The following is a 4,594-nucleotide window of genomic DNA, read 5'->3' on the forward strand; positions in this document are numbered from 1 at the left end:
GAAACCCGGCGCTTGCTTCACCGCAAATCCGTCGCATAATCAAACCAATCAGATGCGCCGACCATCTCTTAGCTCAGGACGCCATCTGTCCAATTGGTGCCGACGACGGGCAATCTAGGGGGTCAAATTCAACGCAGTCTTATCTGCCGTCTTGGACACTGCATCTGTGCCCCCGAAGCGCGCGCTACGAAACAGTTGCTGCCAGCTTTGTTTCGACTAACCTGCCGACATGAATACTTGACAACGCCAAGCTCCCGAAACTGCAGCTTTGCTAGACAATTTGGCAACGCCTACTTGAGAGTTACGGAATTCAGGACTTCGGTTTGAACAACTTTGGCATCCGTATCGCCAGAAACCTGCCGGATTTCAGCGCATTCCGGGTAAACTGCAGCGCCGGGCGTTCGACAAAGTTCCAAGACAGATAGGCAAATGGAATGGTCAGAAGCGTCGAGATGACAAAGTTTTGCATGGGCGCGCCATCCGTTCCGATAACATCGGATACAATTTGCTGAATGAGGAAGCCATACAGGTAAATACCGTAAGAAATGTCACCCAGTTTCGCGACGCCCGCGAACAATGGAGACGGCGCATAGGCGAAAGCAAACACACAATAAGGCAGGATCAGTAAGCTGACGGCTTCATTTCCGGCCCAACTGTTTGCAAACAATGGTCCAAGGAACATCAGGCAGACTGCGAACTGAAGGTTCAAAAGATGATGCGGAACCCAGATTCTGAACACCGAACCAAACAGGAAATACGGCATCATCTCAAGTGCGTTAATGGAATGGGTTCCCCAATAGATCGGGGCATTCTCCGGAACATTGATGCGCGCGAAGTAGAGCGATAGTCCAGCCAGTACAAAGGCGGCAACTACAACAAGGTATCTGGACTTCGGAAGAACCAGAATCAGGGGCAACATCAGATACATGAAAAACTCGACCGGCAAAGTCCAGAGCGACCCGTTAACCGCCCTTGGATAGATCGTATCCTCGAACACTCCGGGAAGGGCATATTGCGGATTGAGCACCAGATTTTTCAGGTAGTCGTAGGTCTGGGAGGAATCAAAATACTCACCCAGCGTCAGGGATGTGAGCAATGGGCCGGCAATCAGAACGCTGCCGATACACACCGCCCACAAACCTGGCATGATCCGGGCGGTGCGCCGCGCCAGATATCGCAAAATATTAGGATCGTTGGACCAGCTTTGCGCAATCAGATACCCGCTGATGACGAAAAAGATCTTAACAGCAAGGGTCTGGATCGAATTCCCAAGATAACCCGGCGGGACAGTGCCGGTCAGCGGAAACGCATGTCCGTAGATGACCAGAATTGCGGCGACGAGCCGCAATATCATAAAGTTGTCACGGTGCCGCTGGTCAGCCATTGTGGGCCTTCTTTCTTTTGCGGAAGACCTTGGTTTTCTTCCACGAACCGGATTTTTTGAGCTTGTCGCGGACCCGCCTCAGCTCTCCGGGGGACATGTCAAAGCACGCGCTGATTACCGGATCCTTACGGCCGCGTCTGCGTGCAGGCCACCTCAGGGGTGCTGTCAGCTTCCAACTCCAGGAGGACAGGATTTCCGACACTTCTGCAAGAAGCTGGGTGCGTTCTTCCATTGCATCCTGACCAAGCTGCTGGCGCAGTTCGCGGGCTGATCCCGGCGGCAAAATAATCGGCATCTGATCCAGCTTTTGCCAAATTTTCTCGTGATTTGCCTTCCACTCGGCCTGATTGTGATCGGATCGCGATGACCTGTCATTGTCGGACCACCAACGATACACGCTGGTCACGCCTGGATAAGAGTGCACGCCCAGAATGGCCGCACAGTGCATCAGATAGTCCCAGTCTTCGGTCGTTGTCAGCGATTCATCAAAATGGATGCGAAGATCGCTAAAGGCACTTCGCGGAAAGGCCAACCCGACCGGGGGGCTTTGGTTCACGTCGAGATGTTCGTAAAAATTGAACGTCTTGGGATAGAGCGAAAATTTGGAAGTGGCACGGATGCCGTCATGGCCGCGTACTTTGGCCATGGTGACGTCCTGACGTACGGTGGCGCTGCGCAGTACGCGCCCGGGCTTTTCCTTTGACAATTTACGGAAAGAAGAGACCCAATTCGCAAAAGGCATGTCGTCATCGTCCAGAATGGCGACATAATCACCCCGGGCCTCGGCAAAGCCTACATTCAGCGGCCGGGTCCGGTTGCCTTCATCTACAAGCACAAGGCGGCATTTGTCGCGCAGCCGGCCGACACAATCGTCAATTGTACGTTCAACAAGTAGCTGCCGTTCAACCGGCAGCTTGTGCCCGACGATTAGAACTTCGAAATCCTGGTCATGCTGTGCGGCAAGGGCGGTCAGAACTTCTTCGAGGCAGGACAGGCGAATGCCTTGGGTGCGGGTCAGTACGGTCAGAAAAGGGGTCGTCTGGTTGATTTCTTCGGGCGTCTTGTAGGATTCGGATTCGGTGACGGCACCGGCCTGAACCAGCATCACGAACTGATTGATCGTTGCCGTTTCGTCGACTTGCCCACGATAGAAACGCAGGGCCTCGTTCAGGTGCGTACCATCGGCAAGAGCTGGATGGGTGCGCGGGAATTTCTGATCGCTGTTGGCGATGCGGCAGGGGTTGCGGTCGACGATCTGCAAACCGGCGTGATGCAGAACCCTTTCCAGCGTGGTTTCGCTGAACAATCTGCAATGCGTGTGGTCGAGCAAACCGTCTTGCGTATAATCCCATTGGCCAAAAGCTAACTTGAACCCGACATCACGATGCGCATTGTTGGGTACGCTGATAACGGCATGAGTTTCGTGTTCCGCAATCAGGGTTCGGATAACGCGCAAAACATCGTCACCTTCCGGCAGATGCTCCAGCGTATCCAGCATGCTCAAGGACAGAAGCGGACGGCCGTTGATGATCTTGCGCAATGCCGACAGGGTTCCCTCGGGGTCGCCAAAAAGCAGTTGGTGCGCTTCGAACCCGCGCTGTTTCAACGAAGCCGGCCCCGCGGCCGCACCATCAACGCCCACGTAGATTGCACCGCATTCCTCGGTGATGGCCTCCGCCATCCGGCCGAAGCCGCAACCGAGATCGAGGTGAATGCCGCTTTCCTTCGTGGACTGGTCCCGATACCGCTTTAGCAGCACTACGGCATGACCCATCACGTTGTTCGGCCAATAAGGATTGTCGTAGTCATCGTGCGGATTGAGCGTCATAGGTCGTACCGGTGATTGGTGTAAAAGTAGTTTGACGTGAATTCTCCGATTTCATTTCCGGCGTCTCGCGGTGCCGGCAGGGTTCCGGCTTTCTTTCGTTCCAGAAAATTCCTCCGAGCGGCTTTTTCCTGCTCGGAACCCTTTTCGAAGTTCCTGAGGATTTTGCCCAGCATGTCGACTCTCGACCACTTATGCGCCATCAAAAGAGCGGCCTGCGCAGAATAGAAAACCTCAGCCCCCGATGGTTGCCATTCCGCGTTTTCGCCCAGTTGTTTGTCATGGAAAGCGGTCGCTTGAGGAAGATAGATCACCTTTTTTCCGGCCTCGCGTACTCGCCACGAGTAATCGACATCATCGCAATACAAAAAAAAGCTTTCGGCATCAAAGCGCCCAATTTCCTCGAACAAAGCCCGGGGTGTGATCGCGCATGCGGTAGTTGCCCAACCTGTTTCACCGGTTGTAGGGTTGTAATCCTTGGGGTGCTCAATAGGGATTTGTCGGGCTTCTGTCATACCCGTGCTTGGCTGTGCGAAAGGTTCTATCATCTTTTCCAGCAGGCGCGGAGACACAACCACGTCAGGGTTCAGTATCATCAGATAGTCGGCAATCGCTTCCATCGACAGGGCGTTGTGTCCACCAGCAGAGCCCAGATTGTGTCCAAAATGGTAGTAGTCGATTTCAATCCCGCCTGCATAGGTATCCACTAGCGACCTCAATACATCATCAGTCAGACAAGGATCGGGCGACGTGTCACCAATTCGAATTTTCAAGTCGGAAAGCACGTTGTTTTCCTTGGCCAACTCGAATGATCTGGCGAGACATTCCACCGTACGAAATACGTTTTTGGCATCCAGACAGTACACAATCGTTTGAACCTGTAGCGAAACATCCTTTATTGGGTTGCCTACTTTGTTCGCCAATTCATCTCTCATGGCAATCTCACTCCCCAAAAATTCGAGATATTACCCAACTTTAGAGCTGTGTTACCGATCATTTTTTTTTTGGCGCGCTTCAAACCAAACTCCCAACCTTTACACACACTTATCCGATTACGTGATAACATTAGTGGTCTAATGCCTCTGGCGCGCCCAACATCTAGGAAACCGCATCGTGCGGAAAGCGACATTGCACAATCTGGTCGGCGTGTATCTCCAAAATTAGGATGCCGTTATGGAGATCAATTAGGGACTTGTAAACCCACCTGGCAGCTGAGGGAATGCAACTGATGCCTGTTCAGTTATTTAGCTAGAAATCAATTCCTTACTAAGAGCAGGGTATCAGTAACACTGCCTCTGTCCGTCGTCAGGGATTTTGGGACAGATGGCGTCCTGAGCTAAGAGATGGTCGGCGCATCTGATTGGTTTGATTATGCGACGGATTTG

The 4,594-nt window shown here is 52.8% G+C and carries 3 protein-coding genes; all 3 read right to left on the reverse strand.

The genetic code is table 11. The features are described from left to right. Nucleotides 1-310: 310 nt before the first annotated feature. Genes ACR0JW_RS23750 through ACR0JW_RS23760 form a run of 3 tightly spaced genes read right to left on the reverse strand, consistent with a single transcriptional unit; the run spans nt 311 to nt 4,144 of the window. Nucleotides 311-1,384 carry an acyltransferase family protein gene (locus ACR0JW_RS23750; protein WP_170682852.1) on the reverse strand — a complete coding sequence of 358 codons (1,074 nt, stop codon included), beginning with the start codon at nt 1,382-1,384 and terminating at the stop codon, nt 311-313. Next, complete coding sequence (locus ACR0JW_RS23755; protein ID WP_170682851.1) at nt 1,377-3,212, reverse strand: methyltransferase domain-containing protein; 1,836 nt, start codon at nt 3,210-3,212, stop codon at nt 1,377-1,379. Before ACR0JW_RS23755 ends, ACR0JW_RS23750 begins: the two co-directional genes overlap by 8 nt. Further along, the gene (locus ACR0JW_RS23760) at nt 3,209-4,144 is read right to left on the reverse strand and encodes a glycosyltransferase (protein WP_480714601.1); all 936 of its coding nucleotides are present in this window, start codon (nt 4,142-4,144) and stop codon (nt 3,209-3,211) included. The genes ACR0JW_RS23755 and ACR0JW_RS23760 overlap by 4 nt, the downstream gene beginning before the upstream one ends. Nucleotides 4,145-4,594 lie beyond the last annotated feature (450 nt).

Source organism: Ruegeria sp. BG6 (assembly GCF_056538465.1).